Source organism: Microbacterium neimengense (genome assembly GCF_054782995.1).
The window spans coordinates 1,037,736-1,056,434 of the sequence record NZ_BAAGRK010000015.1 but is presented as its reverse complement, the minus strand read 5'-3'; the positions used below and the strand labels follow the sequence as shown (position 1 = coordinate 1,056,434).

12 protein-coding genes are annotated in these 18,699 nt (G+C 69.1%); 6 read left to right on the top strand and 6 right to left on the bottom strand.

Going from position 1 to position 18,699, the window contains the following annotated elements; translation table 11 throughout:
• Positions 1-999 carry a Gfo/Idh/MocA family protein gene (locus ACYVJS_RS15670; protein ID WP_460740778.1) on the bottom strand — a complete coding sequence of 333 codons (999 nt, stop codon included), beginning with the start codon at positions 997-999 and terminating at the stop codon, positions 1-3.
• A 41-nt stretch (positions 1,000-1,040) separates the two neighbouring features.
• On the opposite strand from ACYVJS_RS15670, the gene ACYVJS_RS15665 reads away from it, so the two are divergent.
• A complete protein-coding gene (locus ACYVJS_RS15665) occupies positions 1,041-2,369 on the top strand; it encodes a M20/M25/M40 family metallo-hydrolase (RefSeq protein WP_460740777.1) in 1,329 nt (442 codons plus the stop codon).
• On the opposite strand, the gene ACYVJS_RS15660 is transcribed toward ACYVJS_RS15665, so the two are convergent.
• On the bottom strand, positions 2,356-2,904 hold the full coding sequence (locus ACYVJS_RS15660; protein WP_460740776.1) for a hypothetical protein: 549 nt from the start codon (positions 2,902-2,904) through the stop codon (positions 2,356-2,358). The two genes, ACYVJS_RS15665 and ACYVJS_RS15660, sit on opposite strands and share 14 nt — an antisense overlap.
• Positions 2,905-3,057: 153 nt before the next feature.
• On the opposite strand from ACYVJS_RS15660, the gene ACYVJS_RS15655 reads away from it, so the two are divergent.
• From ACYVJS_RS15655 to mmsB, 5 genes are all read left to right on the top strand, one after another.
• Positions 3,058-4,074, top strand: coding sequence for a LacI family DNA-binding transcriptional regulator (locus ACYVJS_RS15655; protein ID WP_460740775.1), 1,017 nt, complete (start codon positions 3,058-3,060; stop codon positions 4,072-4,074).
• A 175-nt stretch (positions 4,075-4,249) separates the two neighbouring features.
• Entirely contained in the window at positions 4,250-4,975 is a 726-nt protein-coding gene (locus ACYVJS_RS15650) for an L-ribulose-5-phosphate 4-epimerase (protein ID WP_460740837.1), read from the top strand.
• A 61-nt stretch (positions 4,976-5,036) separates the two neighbouring features.
• Positions 5,037-6,164 carry a multiple monosaccharide ABC transporter substrate-binding protein gene (gene chvE, locus ACYVJS_RS15645; RefSeq protein WP_460740774.1) on the top strand — a complete coding sequence of 376 codons (1,128 nt, stop codon included), beginning with the start codon at positions 5,037-5,039 and terminating at the stop codon, positions 6,162-6,164.
• 74 nt (positions 6,165-6,238) lie between these two features.
• Positions 6,239-7,768: a multiple monosaccharide ABC transporter ATP-binding protein gene (gene mmsA, locus ACYVJS_RS15640; RefSeq protein WP_137417569.1), complete on the top strand. Its 1,530-nt coding sequence runs from the start codon at positions 6,239-6,241 to the stop codon at positions 7,766-7,768.
• A 23-nt stretch (positions 7,769-7,791) separates the two neighbouring features.
• Positions 7,792-9,009, top strand: coding sequence for a multiple monosaccharide ABC transporter permease (gene mmsB, locus ACYVJS_RS15635; RefSeq protein ID WP_243227333.1), 1,218 nt, complete (start codon positions 7,792-7,794; stop codon positions 9,007-9,009).
• 60 nt (positions 9,010-9,069) lie between these two features.
• On the opposite strand, the gene ACYVJS_RS15630 is transcribed toward mmsB, so the two are convergent.
• The 4 genes from ACYVJS_RS15630 to hrpA all read right to left on the bottom strand — a co-directional run bounded on the left by ACYVJS_RS15630 (position 9,070) and on the right by hrpA (position 18,687).
• Complete coding sequence (locus ACYVJS_RS15630; protein WP_460740773.1) at positions 9,070-10,506, bottom strand: LLM class flavin-dependent oxidoreductase; 1,437 nt, start codon at positions 10,504-10,506, stop codon at positions 9,070-9,072.
• 70 nt (positions 10,507-10,576) lie between these two features.
• Positions 10,577-11,518, bottom strand: coding sequence for a quinone oxidoreductase family protein (locus ACYVJS_RS15625; protein ID WP_460740772.1), 942 nt, complete (start codon positions 11,516-11,518; stop codon positions 10,577-10,579).
• A gap of 99 nt (positions 11,519-11,617) precedes the next feature.
• The gene (locus tag ACYVJS_RS15620) at positions 11,618-14,518 is read right to left on the bottom strand and encodes an immunoglobulin-like domain-containing protein (protein ID WP_460740771.1); all 2,901 of its coding nucleotides are present in this window, start codon (positions 14,516-14,518) and stop codon (positions 11,618-11,620) included.
• Positions 14,519-14,787: 269 nt separating this feature from the next.
• Positions 14,788-18,687 (bottom strand): ATP-dependent RNA helicase HrpA, encoded by a 3,900-nt coding sequence (gene hrpA, locus ACYVJS_RS15615; RefSeq protein ID WP_460740770.1) that lies wholly within the window; start codon positions 18,685-18,687, stop codon positions 14,788-14,790.
• Between the last annotated feature and the right edge of the window lie 12 nt (positions 18,688-18,699).

Here is an 18,699-nt window from a genome sequence, read left to right as displayed (position 1 = left end):
TCAGTGCTCGCTCGGGTAGCGCACGCCGATCTGCGCGCGGATGTCGTCGAGCTGGCGCATGATCGCGACCGTCTCGGCGATGGGCAGGCGGTCGCTGTCGCGACGACCCTCCGCGATGATCTGCTCGGCGGCCAGTGCCTGGTATTGCATGCCGCGACCGACATCCGGGCAATGGAACGTCTCGACGACATCGCCGGAACGGTCGGTCAGGGTGAACCCGGTCGCGTTGTACCAGGTGGGGTCGATCTCGATGCGGGCGTCCGTGCCGATGATCGCCGCACGGTTCGGACCGACCCCCTGGGCGGACGACACTGTGGTCGCCAGCGCGCCGTTCGCATACGAGGCGACGGTGGCGACATCGATGTCGGCACCGGTCTCACCCAGCCGCGCGCTCGCCGTGAGCGAGACGGGCGCGCCCAGCACATCCCACGCGAACGACAGCGGGTAGATGCCGAGATCGAGCAGGGCGCCGCCGCCCAGCTCGAGCGCGTTCAGACGGTGCGTGGGATCCGTCGAGATGAACTGAGTGTGATCCGCGGTCACGGCGCGCACCTCGCCGAGGACGCCCTCGGCGAGGAGCTCGTGGGTGCGCATCATGTGCGGCAGATACCGGGTCCACATGGCCTCCATGGCCAGAAGCCCCGCTTCCTCCGCCGCGACGCGCACGCGCTCGGCCTCCTCGCCTGTCAGGGTGAACGGCTTCTCGACGAGGACGTGCTTTCCCGCGGCGAGCGCGTCGAGCGCGTTCTCGGCGTGCATCGGATGCGGCGTCGCAATGTAGACGATGTCGATGTCGTCGTCGGCGAGCAGCGAGGCGTAGTCGCCGTGCGCGCGCGGGATGTCGAACTGCGTCGCGAATCGCTGGGCGCTTTCGAGTGAGCGCGATCCGACTGCGCGGACGTCGAGGCCGGCGGTGCGCAGGTCGCTCGTGAACATGTGGGCGATGCCGCCCGTGGCGAGGATGCCCCAACGCAGGCGAGAACTCGAGACAGTGGTCATGCGACCACCGTACCCAAGGGGTGCCGCACTAGGCTCGGGGCGTGGCGACGGCATTGGACAGACTGCGGGAACTCCTGAGGATCGCGACGGTCTCCTACGCGGACGAGTCACGGGTGGACACGGCGGCGTTCGACGAGTTCCACGCGGCACTCGAGCGCCTGTACCCGCTTGTCCACGCCCGGTTGGAGCGGGAGATCGTCGTCGGTCACGCGCTCCTTCTCCGATGGCCGGGGCGTACGCCGGAGCGACCGCTCGTCCTCATGGCGCATCAGGACGTGGTCCCCGTGGTCGAGGAGGACTGGGATCACGATCCCTTCGGCGCGGAACTCGTCGGCCAAGGCGCCGATCAGGCCGTCTACGCGCGGGGCGCGATCGACGACAAGGGCGCGCTGGTGGCCATTTTGGAGGCCGTCGAAGAACTGCTGATGCGTGAGGTCGTGCCCGAGAACGACGTGTACCTCGCCTTAGGACACAACGAGGAGACCGCCGGCGACGGTGCACGTGCGATCGCGGAGGCGCTGCGCGCCCGCGGCGTCCGGCCGGCGCTCGTGGTCGACGAGGGCGGTGCCGTCGTCGATGGAGTGCTCCCGGGGATCGCGCGCTCGACCGCGATGATCGGTGTCGCCGAGCGCGGCACGATGACCGTCTGGTTGACGGCGCGCGAGCAGGGCGGCCACGCATCCACACCGCCGGCGCGTCCGGCGACGGCCCGGCTGGCCCGCGCCGTCGACAGGCTCGCGCGGCGTCCCTTCCCGGTGCGGCTCGTCCCGCCGGTACGTGCGATGCTGCGCACACTCGCACCGCACGCGCCGAAGCCTCTCGGCACAGCGCTGCGCTCCCTCGCGGTCACGGGCCCGCTCGTCGCCGGCGTCCTCGCGCGGCTCGGGCCCGAGACGAATGCGCTGGTGCGCACGACCGCGGTGGCGACCGAGCTCGAGGGAGCGCCGGGGGAGAACGTGCTGGCTGCGACCGCGCGGGCGGCGATCAATGTGCGCCTGCTCACCGGCGACACGGCCGCATCCGCCGTCGCGCGGATCCGCCGTGTCATCGCCGACGAGACGATCGAGATCGAGGTGCGCGCCGCCAGCGAGCCCTCACCCATCTCACCGTGGCGGGGCGAGCCGTGGCGTCGGATCGCGCGCGCGATCGATTCGTCGCTCGGCAGCGAGATCGTGGCGACGCCGTACATCCAGCTGGGGGCGAGCGACAGTCGATGGTTCACCGGCATCTGCGACAACGTCTACCGTTTCACGCCCTTCCATCTCACCCGCGCCGAGCGCGAGGCGTTGCACGCGCACAACGAACGCATCCGCGTCGAGGTCTGGCTGCGAGGGATCGGGTTCTACCGGGACCTGATCACCGGGAGCTGACGGGGCGGGGCGCCACGTCGTCGAGCGCGAGCACGAACCGCAAGATGGCGCGACCGGTGTCCGTGATCACGGGGCCGCGGCCGAACTCCCATTCCTCATCGCTGGCGCGCACGGTGTGGCCGCGGAGCGCTGCGCGCCGATCGAACGGCGCGGTCGTCGCGGCGTAGAGCGCGACGGCGCCGGACGTTCTTGCATCCAGACGGGGCGCGACAGACAGCGAGTCTCCGAGCACGAGCAGGGCCCGGGTGACGCGGGTCAGCATCCGTATGCTGCGCTTGCGTCCCTGGCGGACCGCGGCCGCGAGAGCTCGGAGCTCGTCGGGATTTCCGCCCGCGGCCCCGGTGCCGAGCCCTGCTTCCTCCAGGAACCGGCGCGCTCTGGCACTGTGCTCCGCGTCGTCGGCCGCGGCCTCGCCCAACAGACGCGCGGCCTCGTCGAGCGCAGCGCCGATGGCCGCACGTCGGTCACCGGTCACGGCGGACTCGTCCCGGCGCTCCCTGTTGCTCAGGGGGAGACGTCCGAGGAAATCCGCCATGCGTCCACAGTAGACCGTGCTCCTCGGCTCGTGTCGGTGGGTCGTCCGATGGGGCGATGTGACTGTCACACGGCCGCGGAAATCGGAGTGAACCGGGCGTGGCGTGCATAATGGCAACGGGCGTGTGACCGTGCGCACGGCCCAGGAGATCCGATGAGCGACGATGCGACAGGGCGACGGCCCAGTATCCGCGATGTGGCGCGCTTGGCAGAGGTCTCTCATCAGACCGTCTCCCGGGTGATCAACAACCACCCCAGCATCCGACCGGAGACGCGCGAACGCGTGCTCTCCGTCATGGCGCAGGTGCAGTACCGGCCCAATCGAGCGGCGCGGGCACTGGTGACCAGCCGCTCGCAGACCATCGGCATCCTGTCTGCCTCCAGTACGCAGTACGGGCCTGCCTCTTCCATCGCGGCCATCGAATCCGCCGCCCGTGAGCGCGGCTACTGGGTGAGCACCGCGAACATCTCACCCCACGACCCCGATTCGATCCCCGACGGCATCGCGCACCTGATGGCGCAGTCCGTCGAGGGGCTGGTCGTCATCGCGCCGCAGGTCCGCGTGTTCCGCGCGCTCGCCGAACAGCAGCTCGACGTGCCCTACGTCACACTGCAGTCCACCGAGCTCGACCCGCAGCACGCGCTGTCCGTCGACCAGATCGCGGGCGCCCGCCTCGCCACGCGCCATCTCATCCAGCTCGGCCATCGCTGGATCTACCACCTCGCGGGTCCGCAGGACTGGATCGAGGCGGAGGCGCGGATGCGGGGCTTCCTCGAGGAGATGAGTGCGAACGACGTGCCCACCACCGCCCCCATCCTGGGGGATTGGACGGCGGAGTTCGGCTACTACGCGGGTCGGGAGCTGCTGCGGGTGCGCGACTTCACCGCGGTCTTCGCCTCCAACGATCAGATGGCTCTGGGCCTGATGCACGCGATCCGCGACGAGGGTCTGGACGTCCCGGGCGACATCAGCGTGGTCGGCTTCGACGACATCCCGGAATCCGCGCACTTCTGGCCCCCCTTGACCACGGTTCGCCAGGACTTCGCCGATCTCGGACGGCGCTGCGTCGACATCCTGCTGGGTCCGGCAGACGGCTCGGATGCGGTCGTCGCGCCCATTGTGCCCGAGCTCATCGTTCGGGATTCCTCGGGGGCGGTCAGCCCGATCTGACGGGCGTTACCAACCCGAGATCTCTCAGCGGGTTGACAGGAAGCCGATCGGTGGCGTTACACTTGCGCAGCAATGTGAACGGTCACATCGATCGTCACAACGGGGTTTCGAAAGACGAAGGAGTCGAGGCGTGTCCGCAATAGATGCCGCTCGAGGCGAGGGCTATGCCACGGGGGTGAAGACCGAGGTCGTGATCGCACGGGTGCGCGCCGAGGTCGCGGCCCTGCACGGCGAGCTCGTGCGCAACGGGCTGGTCGTGTGGACCGGCGGCAACATCTCGGAGCGTGTGCCGGGAGCGGACCTGTTCGTCATCAAGCCGTCGGGGGTCTCCTACGACGATCTGGCTCCCGAGAACATGATCCTCTGCCACCTCGACGGCACGGTCGTCGCCGACACCCCCGGCAGCGACCGTCAGCCCTCCAGCGACACCGCCGCGCACGCATACGTCTACCGGAACATGCCGGCCGTCGGCGGCATCGTGCACACGCACTCCGACTACGCGACGGCGTGGGCCGCACGCGGCGAAGAGATCCCGTGCGTCATCACGGCGATGGCCGACGAGTTCGGCGGTCCGATCCCGGTCGGGCCGTTCGCGATCATCGGCGACGACTCGATCGGCCGGGGCATCGTGGACACCCTCACCGACCACCGCTCACCGGCGGTGCTGATGGCCGGGCACGGCCCGTTCACGATCGGAGCGACGGCGCGGGATGCGGTCAAGGCCGCCGTCATGCTCGAAGACGTGGCCCGCACCGTGCACATCGCCGGCCAGCGCGGTCCGCTCACGCCGCTGCCGCAACAGGCGATCGATCGTCTCTACGAGCGCTACCAGCACGTGTACGGCCAGCACGTGTACGGCCAGCACGGCGACGCCCACCGGACGCCTCGCTCGGCCGCCTGAAGACTTCCCCCTACGTACAACTGAACACAGCAGACAGAGACGTCTTACGAAAGGACACACTGTGAAGAGCACCAAGTTCCTGTTCGCCGCGGCAACCGTTGCCGCCGGCGCGCTCATGCTCTCGGGCTGCGGCAGCAGCGCGGGCGGCAGCGGCGGGGACAGCGGCGGAGACGGCGGACTCATCGGCGTCGCCATGCCCACCAAGAGCTCCGAGCGCTGGATTCAGGACGGCAACGCCGTCAAGAAGCAGCTCGAGGACCAGGGCTACACCGTCGATCTGCAGTACGCAGAGGACGACATCCCCACGCAGGTCTCGCAGATCGAGAACATGATCACCAAGGGTGCCAAGGCCCTGATCATCGCCTCGATCGACGGCACGACGCTCACCAGCGTCCTGCAGGAAGCCGCCGACGGCGACATCCCCGTCATCGCGTACGACCGCCTCATCCGCGACAGCGAGAACGTCAACTACTACGCGTCGTTCGACAACTACAAGGTCGGCGTGCAGCAGGCCAACTCGCTGCTGAACGGTCTGGGTCTCACCGACCTCGACGGCAAGGCCGCGGCATCGGCTCCGGCCGGCCCGTTCAACATCGAGCTGTTCGCCGGTTCGCCCGACGACAACAACGCGACGTTCTTCTGGAACGGCGCGATCGACACGCTCCAGCCCTACATCGACAAGAAGGTCCTGGTCGTCAAGAGCGGTCAGACCGACTTCCAGCAGGCGGCGACGCTGCGCTGGGACGGCGAGACGGCGCAGAAGCGCATGGAGAACATCCTCACCTCGACGTACTCCGACGGCTCGAAGGTCAACGCGGTGCTCTCGCCCTACGACGGCATCTCGCGCGGCATCATCTCGGCTCTCACCGACGCCGGCTACTCGGTCGGTGCCGAGTGGCCGATCATCTCGGGTCAGGACGCCGAGATCGACTCCGTGAAGGCCATCGTCGCCGGTGAGCAGTACGCGACCATCTTCAAGGACACCCGCAAGCTGGCCGAGGTCGCGGTCGACATGGCCTCCGCTCTGCTGAAGGGCGAGGAGCCCGAGGTGAACAACACCGAGGACTACGACAACGGCAAGAAGGTCGTCCCGTCCTACCTGCTCGAGTCGCAGATCGTGGTCAAGGACAACATCAAGGAGGTCCTGGTCGACAGCGGCTACTGGACCGAAGACGAGATCAACGGCTGACACCCGAGGATCCGTGCCGGGCGGCCCCGTGCCGCCCGGCACACTCCCGTCGGCGACAGGAAAGAGGAGCAACGATGTCCCAGAACATCCTCGAGATGCGTGGGATCACCAAGACATTCCCGGGAGTCAAGGCACTCTCGAACGTGAATCTCGCCGTTCAGCGCGGCGAGGTGCACGCCATCTGCGGTGAGAACGGCGCCGGTAAGTCGACGCTCATGAAGGTGCTGTCGGGTGTGTACCCCCACGGCACATACGACGGACAGATCGTCTACAACGGCGAGGAGGTCGCGTTCCGCAACCTTCGCGACAGCGAGGCCAAGGGCATCGTGATCATCCACCAGGAGCTGGCTCTCAGCCCGTACCTGTCGATCGCCGAGAACATCTTCCTCAACAACGAGCAGCGCGGCCCGCTCGGTCTCATCGACTGGAACGCGACGAACTTCGAGGCGGGCAAGCTCCTCGCCCGGGTCGGTCTGCGGGAGAACCCCACGACGAAGATCAACCAGATCGGCGTCGGCAAGCAGCAGCTCGTCGAGATCGCGAAGGCGCTCTCGAAAGAGGTCAAGCTGCTCATCCTCGACGAGCCGACCGCCGCACTGAACGACGAGGATTCGGCGCACCTGCTCGATCTGATCCTTCATCTGAAAGGTCAGGGGATCACGTCGATCATCATCAGCCACAAGCTCAACGAGATCAAGAAGGTCGCCGACACGGTCACTGTCATCCGCGACGGGAAGACGATCGAGACGATCGCGAAGAACGACGTCACCGAAGATCGCATCATCAAGGACATGGTGGGTCGCGACCTCGAGCACCGCTACCCGGACCACGAGCCCCACATCGGCGAAGAGCTGCTGCGGGTCGAGAACTGGACGGCTCACCATCCCGTCGACACCTCTCGCGTCGTCGTCGATGACGTGTCGATCACGGTGCGGGCGGGCGAGATCGTCGGAATCGCGGGCCTCATGGGGGCCGGTCGCACCGAGTTCGCGATGAGCCTGTTCGGCCACAGCTACGGGACGCGGATCTCGGGCCGGGTGTTCATGCGCGGCAAGGAGATCAAGACGCGCACCGTCTCGGAGGCCATCGACAACGGTCTCGCCTACGCGACCGAGGATCGTAAGACGTACGGCCTGAACCTCATCGAGGACATCAAGCGCAACGTCTCCATGGCGTCGCTCAAGAAGCTCGAGAAGGCCGGCCTCGTCAACGACAACGAGGAGTACCGGGTCGCGAACGAGTACCGCCGCGACATGAACATCAAGGCGCCGAGCGTGCTGGTCAAGACCGGGAAGCTCTCCGGCGGCAACCAGCAGAAGGTCGTGCTGTCGAAGTGGATCTACTCGGATCCCGACGTGCTGATCCTCGACGAGCCGACCCGCGGCATCGACGTGGGGGCGAAGTACGAGATCTACACGATCATCAACAAGCTCGCCGCATCCGGGAAGGGCATCATCGTCATCTCGTCCGAGCTGCCCGAGCTGCTCGGCATCTCCGACCGCGTCTACGCGCTGTCGGAGGGTCGCATCACGGGAGAGCTGCCGATCGCCGAGGCGAGCCCCGAATCCGTCCTCAAGCTCATGACCATGGAGAAGCCCCGCTGACGGGGCTCGCAGGAGACAACGACATGTCGAACAACGACACCGCCGCCGGGGCGACGATCAACCCGGTCGACAACAAGGCCACCCGCTGGATCACGCACGTGCTCACGGATCTGGGCAAGAACGGCATCTTCATCGCGCTGCTCGCGGTCGTGGTGCTGTTCGCCGTCCTGACCGACGGCATCCTGCTTCGTCCGCAGAACATCTCGAACCTGGTCGTGCAGAACGGCTACATCCTCGTCCTCGCGATCGGCATGGTGATGGTCATCATCGCCGGCCACATCGACCTGTCCGTCGGATCCGTGGCCGCCTTCATCGGCGCGGTCTCGGGCGTCTTCGCGGTGCAGTGGGGACTTCCCTGGTGGCTTGCGATCGTCCTGTCGCTCGCGATCGGCGCGCTCGTGGGGGCGTGGCAGGGCTTCTGGGTCGCGTTCGTCGGCATCCCCGCCTTCATCGTGACCCTGGCGGGCATGCTCATCTTCCGCGGGCTCGCGCTCGTCGTGCTGGGCAACGCGAACATCGGTTCCTTCCCCGACGAGTACCGTGCGCTCGGCAACGGCTTCCTCGACGGCATCTTCGGGGGCGACCCCGACGTGTTCACGCTGCTGATCGGCGCGGTCGGCATCATCGCCCTCGTCGTGCAGCAGTGGCGCACCCGTGCCGGACGTCGCAAGTACGGACAGGATGTCGAGCCGATCGTCTGGTTCATCGCCAAGCTCGTGCTGATCTCCGCCGCGATCGCGTTCTTCACGTACTCCCTCGCGGCGTACAAGGGCATCCCGGTCACGCTCATCGTGCTCGCCGTGCTCGTGCTGGTCTACGGCATCGTCATGAACCGTTCCGTCTTCGGCCGTCACATCTATGCGATCGGCGGCAATCGCCACGCGGCGGAGCTGTCGGGCATCAAGACGCGCCGGGTCGACTTCTGGCTGTTCGTCAACATGGGCCTGCTCGCAGCGCTGGCAGGTCTCATCTTCACCGCTCGCCTGAACCTCGCCGGGCCCAAGGCCGGTGACGGCTTCGAGCTCGAGGCCATCTCCGCCGCCTTCATCGGCGGAGCGGCGGTGCAGGGTGGCGTCGGAACCATCGGCGGCGCGATCATCGGTGGTCTGATCATCGGCGTCCTGAACAACGGTATGTCGATCATGGGTATCGGCATCGAGTGGCAGCAGGCGGTGAAGGGCCTCGTGCTCCTTCTCGCCGTCGCCTTCGACGTGTACAACAAGCGACGCTCCGGCAACTGAGCGCCGTCACCATCGAAGAGAGGGGCCCCGCCGATCGGCGGGGCCCCTCTCTTCTGCGTGTCAGCGAACGGCGAGCCGCTCAGCGATGCGCGAGGGCAGTGTGCCGTCTGCCGCGCTCGCGCCCTCGGCGAACGCCCCGCGGTAGCGGGCGGCCGGATGCGTGTCGGCGACCCGCGCGTGGCCGGCGCCGTAGAGCGACTCGCGCAGCGTCGAGCCCGCGTACTCGGTCTGCGCCCGCCCGCGGCGCTGGAGCTCGGGCACGACGAACTCCACCAGATCCTCGAAGGAGCCCGGCGTGATCGCGTAGGCGAAGTTGAAGCCGTCGATCTCGCCGTCGTCGACCCATCGCTCCAGCTCGTCGGCGACCGTCGTGGGGCCGCCGACGATGACCGGCCCCATCCCGCCGATCGAGCGCTGCGCGACGATGTCGGCGGGAGTCCACCGGCGTTCGGGGTCGATCTTCGCGAGGGAGGAGAGCACCGAGCGCAGGCTGTCGTTCTCCACCTCTTCGAGGGGCTGATCCGGGTCCCACTGCCCGAAATCGATGCCGGTCCAGCCGCCGTAGAACGCGAGCATCCCCTCACCCGAGGCGTAGGACAGATAGTCCTCGTACTTGGCGGCAGCCGCCTCATCCGACTCGGCCGTGATGACGGTCACCAGCGCGAAGGTCTTCACGTCGCCGGGGTCGCGCCCCTCCGCCGCAGCGCGAGAGCGGATGTCGCGAACGATCTCGCGAGCTTGTGCGGGATTCGCGGGGCTGATGAAGACACCCTCGCCGTGCCGGGCGGCGAAGGCGCGCCCGCGCGCGGAGGCGCCGGCCTGGAAGATCACCGGAGTGCGCTGCGGCGACGGCTCGCTCAGGTGGATGCCGGGGACGGAGTAGTAGGTGCCCCGGTGACCGATCGGATGCACCTTCGCGGCGTCGGTGTACACACCGCGTTCGCGGTCGGCGATGACGGCGTCCTCCTCCCAGGAACCCTCCCAGAGCTTGTAGGTGACGTCGACGAACTCCTCCGCGATCTCGTATCGGTCGTCGTGGGCAATCTGCTTGCTCAGACCGAGGTTGATCGCGGCGCTGTTCAGGTAGCTCGTCACGACGTTCCAGGCGACGCGCCCCTTGGTCAGGTGGTCGAGCGTCGAGAACTTGCGCGCGAGCGCGTACGGCTGCTCGTACGTCAGCGCCGCGGTGACGCCGAAGCCGAGGTGCTCGGTGACGAGCGCCATCGCCGGCACCTGGAGGAACGGGTCGTTCACCGGCACCTGGTCGGCATCGCCGAGCGCCGTCGCCGCGGAGCCCCGGTACACGTCGTAGGTGCCCAGCACGTCCGCGATGAACAGCGAGTCGAACCGGCCGCGTTCGAGCAGCTTCGCGAGCTCGGTCCAGTATTCGAGGTCCTTGTAGGTCGTGGCCCGGCTGTCGGGGTGACGCCAGGTGCCCGCGGATTGGTGACTGACGCACGTCATGTCGAAGGCGTTCAGGATGATGCGCTTTGCCATGCGGCGAGTCTCACACCGCGGTCCGCCCGCATCCAGTACGCCGACATTCGGCGTCATGGACGCGGGGACGTCAGGGCACCAGTGTGATCTTGCCCGGCGAATGGGCCTCGATGAGACGGTGCGCCTGCGGTGCTTCGGCCAGCGGCAGCTGCTCCCCGAGCTCGACCGAGAACCGCCCCGCCGAGAGCAACGCCAGAACAACCGGCACGGCTTCGGCCCGCCACGCGAGCTGCTGGTCGGTGAGCGGATCGGGGGAGCCGCCGGAGAAAGCCCGGATGCCGAATCCCGCCGCATCCGCGCCGCGCACGATCGTGGCGATGCGCGATCGATCGTCGACGAGAGCGAGCGAGGCGCCGATCGCCTCGTCCGTGCCCGCCGCGTCGAACGCGGCCGTGTAGCCCTGGGGAGCGGCCTCGTGCAGGCGCTGTTCGAGTCCGTCGCCATAGGCGACAGGGATCGCGCCGAGTTCGCGCAGGCGGTCGAAACGCGACGGCGACGAGGTGGCGATGACCGTGGCGCCCCACAGCACGGCGAACTGCACGGCGGCCTGGCCGACGGCGCCCGAACCCGCGTGCACGACGAGGGTGTCACCGCTGCGCACGTCGAGTGAGCGCAGCACCTGGTACGCCGTGCCGACCGGGATACCGAGGGCGGCTCCCGTCGCCGCGTCCACCTGCGGCGGTCGCGGCTGGATCGAGCCGACCTTGACGATCGCCTGCTCGGCGTAGAGGCCGCCGGCGGAGAAGATCACGACGGGGTCGCCGATGCGGAACCCGTCGACGCCTTCTCCGACGCCCGTCACCACGCCGGCACCGTCGCTGCCGATGCGGCGCGGATGGGTCATCGGGACGGGGCCGCGCAGACCCGCTCGCAGCTTCGCATCGATCGGGTTGACGCCGGCGGCTTCGATCCGCACCGCCACCTGGCCCGCCTCCGGGGAGGCGACATCGATGTCGGTGAGCGTGAGGACGTGGGGGCCGCCGTGTTCGGAGTAGACGATCGCGTGTGTCATGGTGCTCGCCACTCTGCCCGGTGTCGAGGCCGGACGCAATGCGCCCGTGGCGGACCGGCGATCCACTCGCCGATCCGCCACGGGGCGGGACGCCAGAACTCAGCCGCAGGCGAGCGACACGTACGGTGCGGTGAGGTTCGAGCTCGCACCCGCCTGGGTGACCGAGACCGTGGCCGTTCCCGCGGGCATCGCGCCGAGCCGCGTCGTGAAGGCGGTCGACGCGCTCTTGCCCGCCGCGACCGTGACGGTCTTCACGCCGTACACCGTCGTGATCGTGGCCGCCGCCGTGCTGTCGCCGGTGTTGCTGAGGGCGACCGAGAGCACGGCCTTGCCCGCCAGGCACCGCGCGCTGGTCGCGGCCTGCACGGACACCGCGGGGGTGACGGTGACGGTGGCTTCCACCGGCATGCGCGAGTCGTCCTGCGCGATGCCGGCCACCGTGAACTCTCCCGCCGCGGCGTAGGCGGTGGGAGGGACGGCGTCCCAGGCGACGTCGACGCTCTGCTGGGAACCGTCCGCCTTCGTCAGGTGCGCCTGCGGCAGGGTTGGCGCGACTCCCGCCCGCGTCGTCACCGCGATCTCGTCGACCGACGCAACGGCGATGTCCGCCGCGTAGGCCTCGAGTACGCGCTGGTACTCGGAGCGCGTGATCGGGATGACCGTGCCGTGGCGCGGCTTGCCGCCGTCGGCGTTCTGGGGGAGTGACTGGCGCAGCTTCGCGCCGAGCGGCTGCCACGCGTTCCCGTCCTCGAGGTTCGTCGTTCCGAACGGGACGTAGTGGTTGGGCCCGCCGTGGTAGTTGGGCTGGTCGATGAACAGGAACCAGTCCAGGCCGTTCACATCATCCGCGTTGGCGGGGAAGATATTGGCGCCCTCGCCGCTGGTGAAGGTACCCCCGGGTTCGCCGTTGGGCAGACCGCTGGCGACCCGCTCCTTCACGAGCGTCCACTCGTCCGCCGGCCCGGTGGCGCTCGGGAGGGTGCCCGCGATCGTCGCGAGCAGATCGGTCGACTTCTCGTGGCGGATCGTCATGCTCGCCTCGTCCTTGGTGAAGCGGTGGTAGACGCCGTCGACCTTCGCGACGGTGGAGTCGATGAGGCCGAGTCCCGCGCCCCGGCGCACGTCGCTCCAGATCTGCGGTTCGGAGAAGGTCACGAAGTCGTCGGTCGTCGCGTACATCATCCGGTTGTAGGTGACGGCTGTGCGATCGGCGGCGTTCGTGGTCGGGTAGAGGTTGGACGCCCAGAAGACGACGAACGTGTCCAGTTCCTCGTCCCAGTAGGCTTCGGGCGCCCACGTGTTTCCGGCGTAGTCGCTCGACACCTTCACGTGACGCTGCTCGGACCAGTTCACCAGGTCATTCGACTCCCAGACCTCGATGTAGCGCGAGCCGGAGATCTGCGCGGTTGTGAATCCGCCGGCCAGGCCGTCGATCTTCAGATCTGTGGCGATCATGTAGAACTTGTCGCCCTCGGGCGCGCGGATGATGAACGGATCGCGCAGTCCCTCGGTGCCGACGGTGGAGGTGAACACCGGCTGCCCGTCGTTCAGGGTGTTCCAGCTCAGCGCGTCGTTGCCCTTGGATGCGGCGATGCTCACGCGTTCAGCGCCCTGGCCCTCGCCCGTGAAGAACGTCCAGAAGTACGCCTCGGTCTCCTCGTCGCCCGCCGGCAGCGGCTGGAGGCGGGCGGAGAAGGTCCGGCTGGCGGTCGACGGGCCGTGGGCGGCCACGGCGGTCAGCTCGACCACGATCTCGGGGGACCCGGTAGCGGGCCGTTTCACCTCGACCGTGCGCGAGTCGTCGCGCACGCCTGCCCGCAGTGCCGCGGACGCCGCGTGTGCCGCATCCACCGTCCACGTGATCGTGGATCCCTGCGCGCCGATGGCGGGCACGGAGAAGTTGGTGCGGATGTCGTCGAGATTCGCGATCTGGATCGCCGCAAGGTCTGCTGCAACGCGGCCGGCGTCCGAGAGCAGTTGCGGTACCCGCACCGAGTAGGTGTGGACGCGGGTCGCTCCGCCGACGGTGAAGGTGGCGGTCAGAGTGACGTCGGCGTCGCCCGAGCCCGCGGCGGGGCGGGTGACGGTCGCGGTACCCCCGGTGACGGCGATCGCCGGGTTGTTCGATCCCCAACTCACGCCGACGCCCGCGCTCGTGGTGGGTACGGCGAAGTCGGTGTCCGCGGTCGCAGGGACCGAGACGGCGGCGACGGCGCGATCGAGGGCCTCGGCGTTGTAGAGCGCCAGCACGTCGGCGTCACTGAGCGCCTGTCCGTAGATCGCGAAGTCGTCGACCAGTCCGCTCCAGCTCGCGTCGTTGTACGTCGAGCGGCCGAGGGCCGCCACGAGGTTCGAGCCGAACGCGGCGACGTCGCGGGCGATCGCGTTCTGCGAGATGCGGGCGCCGTTCACGTAGATGCGCAACTGGCCCGTCGTTCCGTCGATGACCGTCGTGTAGAGGCTGAGGCCGGCGGGCGTGCGGATGCCGGAGGTCGCGGCATTGGTGGCGCCCGGGCCGACCTCGGTCGTCCATGGCGAGCCGGGGGAGACCGCGTTGGTGACGACCGACTTGACGTAGCCGTTGGGGTTGGCGGGGTTCAGCAGCCAGTACCCCGACGAATACGAGTTGCCAGACGCGACGGGAGCCCCGATGAAGGCGGCAGCGGTGTTGCCTGCACCCGTGCGCGGCGAGAGCCAGGTGGAGATGGTCAGGTCCTTCTTGCCGACGAGGCCCGTCGTGGGGATATCGAGGTAGGCGGCCGTGCCGCGGGCTCCTCCGGGCAGCGAGAGGCTGCCGTCGGCGACGGCACCCCCGCTCTGCTGCAGTGTCGCGTCGAACCCGTTGCCGCTCGTGTCCGGGATCGTCGTGCCCGCGGCGCTGTCGAAGGTGTAGTGCAAGAGAGGTGCAGGAGTCGCGGCCTGGGCGGCGGATGGGACGACCGCTCCGGCGGCGGCGGCGAGTGCGAGTGCGGTCCATACCGCTCCGCCCCTGGTCAGCATTCGGGATCTGTGGCGCGTGCTCACGCGGAGGCTCCTCGCTCTCATCGACGGGCGAGACGCGTCGGAGCGTGCGCGGGGACGTCACGGTCCCCGCGGCGATCGGTTGAGCGTCTTCGCGCAATCGTGTGCCGCGGATGCGGCAGTCAGGCAGTCATTGTTACCGAGAACATTCTCGGCCTCCGATCACCGTATTGGCTGCACGGAGACGTTGTCAACGTCGTGCGGCGCACCGGCAGCCTCGCGTGCGCGCAGCCGCGCCCGGACGAAGATCAGCCGCGCAGCGTCTTGAGGATGCGCTGGGCGGACACCGGCTCGGCCGTGCCCAACCGTTGCGCGAACAGGCTCACCCGGTACTCCTCCAGCAGCCAACGGGCATGCACGAGGGGAGCGGGCGCGCCCTCGGTGAGCGGGATGGTGCCGCCGGCATCCGTGTACGCCGCGGCCGAGCGCTCATATTCGGTGAGGCGTTGCCGATCCCGCCCGGGCTGATCGGCCAGCTGAGCCAGCCGCTCGGCGACCGCCGCGAGGTAGCGCGGCAGGTGGGCGAGGCGAGCCGGCCCGGTCCGCGAGATGAAACCGGGATAGACGAGGCCGGCCAGCTGGGCTCGGATGTCGCCGAGGGCGCCGAGCAGGGTCAGCGAGTTCTGCCGCTTCATGGCGCGTTCGATCTCCCGCAGCGACAGCAGGATCCGGGCGACGAGGCTCGTGGCGGCGAACAGCTCGTCCGTGACAGCCGCGCTGAACGCGTCCCGGAGGGCCTCGAAGCCGGCGCGGTCCCGCACGATGCCGTCCGCGGCCGTGCGGGTGATGACCGCATCCGCGACGGCGACGCGAGCGTCCTCGACGAGGGCCTTCGCGGAGGGGTAGGGCGAGGCCGCGAGGGCGAGCTTCTCGTTCGAGGTCAGGTGATCGAGCACGTAGGAGACGGGGGACGGCACCGCGTGGAGCACGAGACGACGGATGCCCGCGCGCGTCGCGCGCGCTGCCGCCTCCGGCGTCGCCTCGATGCGCAGCGATACGCTCGCCCCGTCGTCGACGATCGCGGGGTAGCCGCGCACCACACCGCCCGCCACACGCGTGTCGACCTGCTCGGGGAGGGGCCCGAAATCCCAGTCGCTCACCCCCGTGCGCTCAGTGAAGCCCTCGGCGCTCGCCGGGACGCGCGGCCCGGGGGTGCCGGGCGCGGCGGTGGCGCTGGATGCGGCCGGGCCTCGGCGCAGCGAGCGCGCGACGGAAGAGCGCGCGCGATCGGCGAAACGCTCCTGCAGGGCGACCAGGTCGCGTCCGGAACCGGCCGCGCGGCCACGCTCGTCGACCGCGCGGAACGAGATCAGCAGATGGTCGGGCACCCGCTCCATCTCGAAGTCGGACGCGCTCACGGGCTGGTTCGCGACGCGCTGGATGCGGGATGCGAGGGCGTCGCGCAGGGCAAGCGGCGGAAGCCCGGCATGATCCTCGGGGCCGGAGCCGGCCAGCTCCTCGGCGAAGCGCGCCGCCCAGTCCGCAGCCGGCACGACGTGGCGTCGGATGGCCTTCGGCAGTGCCCGCAGGAGTGCCGTGACGAGCTCGTCGCGCATGCCCGGGACCTGCCAGTCGAACCCGCGCGGCGACAGCTGCGCCAGGAGCGCGAGCGGGACGACGGCGGTCACACCGTCATCCGCGGCCCCCGGTTCGAACCGGTACGCGAGTGAGAGCACCTGATCGCCCTGCCTCCAGCGGGTCGGGAAGGCGCGTTCGTCGGCGCGTTCGGCGCCCTCCAACAGATCCGCCTCGCTCAGATCGAGCAGGCGCGGAGTGCGCCCGACCGTGTCCTTCCACCAGGCCTCGAACGAGCGGGCATCGAACACGTCCGCAGGGATGCGGGAGTCGTAGAAGGCGTAGACGGCCTCGTCTCCGGCCAGGATGTCGCGGCGGCGCTCGCGCTCCTCGAGCTTCTCCAGGCGTCGGCGCAACTCGAGGTTGCGCCTGGCGAAGGCGGTGAGCGGCTTCGCCAGGCGCGAAGGATCCCACTCCTCGTCGACGAGGGCGTGGCGCACGAACATCTCGCGCGCGAGAGGACGATCGAATCGGGCCAGCTGCACGCGCCGTCGCGGGATGATCTCGACGCCGAACAGGGTCACCTTCTCGTAGGCGGTGGCGGCCCCGGCATCCTTCGACCAGTGCGGCTCGCTCAGTTGCCGTTTTGCGAGCTCGCCCGCGAGCGGCTCGGCCCAGGCGGGATCGATCGCCGCGACGGTGCGTGCGAAGAGGCGGCTCGTCTCGACGAGTTCCGCGGCCATCACCGCGGTCGGCCGCTTCTTTCGCAGGCCGGAGCCGGGAAACAGTGAGAAGCGGGTGCCGCGGGCGCCGCGGTACTCCGCGCGCGCGCCCTTGCCCTCTCGGCTCCTCTCGCGCTCGTCGAGGATGCCGATGTGCGAGAGCAGCCCGGACAGCAGCGCGCGATGCACCGCGGCAGGGTCCGACTCACCTCCTGTGCGCTCGCCGTCGCGACGAAGACCCAGCAGCTGCGAGAGCTGCCGGTGCACGTCGAACCACTCGCGCACGCGCACGTAGTTGAGCATCTCCGCCCGGCACAGCCGACGAAACGCGCTCGAACCGAGCTCGTCCTGTTGCTGGCGCAGGTGGTTCCAGAGGTTCAGGAGAGTGAGGAAGTCACTCGTGGGGTCGACGAAGCGCGCGTGCAGCCGATCCGCTTCCTCGCGGCGCTCCTCGGGACGCTCGCGCACGTCCTGGATCGACATGCCGGCGACGATCGCGAGCACGTCGGGGAGCACGTCGGTGCGTCGCGCCTCGACGAGCATGCGTGCGAAGCGCGGGTCGATCGGCAGTCGGGAGATCTCCCGTCCGAGCTGCGTGAGCGAGGACCCCTGCCGACTCTGGCGGACGGCCTGCAGCTCGACGAGCAGGTCGAACGCCGACTGGACGCCTCGGGAGTCGGGAGGGGTGAGGAACGGGAAGGCGGAGATGTCGCCGAATCCGAGCGCGAGCATCTGCAGGATGACGGCGGCGAGAGAGGTCCGCAGGATCTCCGGCTCCGTGAAGACGGGGCGCCGCTCGAAGTCGCCCTCCCCGTACAGGCGTATCGCGATGCCCGGCGCCGTGCGCCCGGCACGGCCCGAGCGCTGCTGCGCGGAGGCTTGCGAGATGGCCTCGATCGGCAGCCGCTGCACCTTCGAGCGGTTGCTGTAGCGGGAGATGCGGGCGGTTCCGGTGTCGATCACGTAGCGGATGCCCGGAACCGTCAGACTCGTCTCGGCGACGTTGGTCGCGAGGATCACCCGGCGCCGCACGCCCGGGATGCGCGACCGCTCGAACACCCGATGCTGTTCCGCCGCAGACAGCCGGCCGTAGAGGGGGAGCACCTCCGTGGGCGCTGTGGCCGAGGCGTAGGCGGCGCGCACCGCATCCGCCGCATCACGGATCTCCGCCTCGCCGGGCAGGAAGACGAGGACGTCGCCCGGCGCCTCGGCGTCGAGTTCCCGGAGCGCCTGAACGATGGCGGTCACCTCGTCCTCGGCCTCGGGGGCGGCGGCATCCTCGGCCTCGTCGTCCGTCTCCGGGACGAGCGGTCGGTAGCGGATCTCGACGGGATAGGTGCGTCCCGAGACTTCGATGACGGGGGCAGGGACCCCGTCGGCGTCGGCGAAGTGGCGTGCGAAGCTCTCGGGATCGATCGTGGCGGAGGTCACGATGATCTTCAGATCCGGGCGCTCGGGGAGGATCCGGCGCAGGTACCCCAGCAGGAAGTCGATGTTGAGGGAGCGCTCGTGGGCCTCGTCGATGATGATCGTGTCGTAGCGGCGCAGGAGCCGGTCGCGGTGGATCTCGTTGAGCAGGATGCCGTCGGTCACCAGGGCGACGCGGGTGTCGGCGGAGACCTTGTCGGTGAATCGCACCTTGTAGCCGACGGTCGAACCGAGGGGGACCTGCAGCTCTTCGGCGATGCGCTCGGCGATCGTCCGTGCGGCGATGCGGCGCGGCTGCGTATGCGCGATGCGGGTGCGCCCCAGCTCCAGGCAGATCTTCGGCAGCTGCGTCGTCTTGCCGGATCCCGTCGCACCCGCGACGATCACGACCTGGTGATCCTCGATGGCGCGCGCGATCTCCTCCCGGGCCGCGCTGACGGGCAGCTCGGGCGGGAAGGAGATGACGGGTTCCGGCGTTGACACAGCCTTCGATGC